At 35.3% G+C, this 504-nt stretch carries 1 pseudogene; it reads right to left on the bottom strand.

Annotated features, from left to right (window positions below):
* Window positions 1–504, bottom strand: a pseudogene (locus HMPREF9538_RS0128620) (colicin-N); the annotation flags it as partial.

Below are 504 nucleotides of genomic sequence, written 5' to 3'. Positions count from 1 at the left end.
AAGTTTTTAATATCACCGGCAACTTCCTTAGCTACATTTTTATATTTTTCTCCAAGATACTCGCCAAGTTTATCCCCCATACCAGACACAAGTTCACTAGCCTTTAGCAAGGCTTCTTTTTCATTTTTTTCTTTTTCTTCCTTCCTAAATAATAAAAACTGGCTCACAAACCTCTTCACAAGTTTATTGTTATATTTCGGTCCCTTCCAGTTCACATAATCAACTCTCATTTTATCAATATTACTATCTGGAACAGTAACCTTGACATACTGACCTTTTCTGGTGTGAAAAGTATATACCTCTGTACCTTTAATTGATTCCGCATCAATTAATTTTGCTAATAATGAATATTCTGGATTTGACGAAATATAACGACCAGGTTTCGAGTTGTCAGGTGTAATTGTTATCTCTCCAGCCTTAGCACTCGATCCATCACCATTATTACCTCTATTTCCACTATTCCCACCTGGTTTAGGCTTTGAATTATTGTCCCCATGAAATGTA

This window comes from Klebsiella sp. MS 92-3, from assembly GCF_000195655.1.
GTDB lineage: Bacteria > Pseudomonadota > Gammaproteobacteria > Enterobacterales > Enterobacteriaceae > Klebsiella > Klebsiella pneumoniae.
Note: the sequence above shows the minus strand (reverse complement) of the source record. Positions and strands in the feature narration are given on the sequence as shown.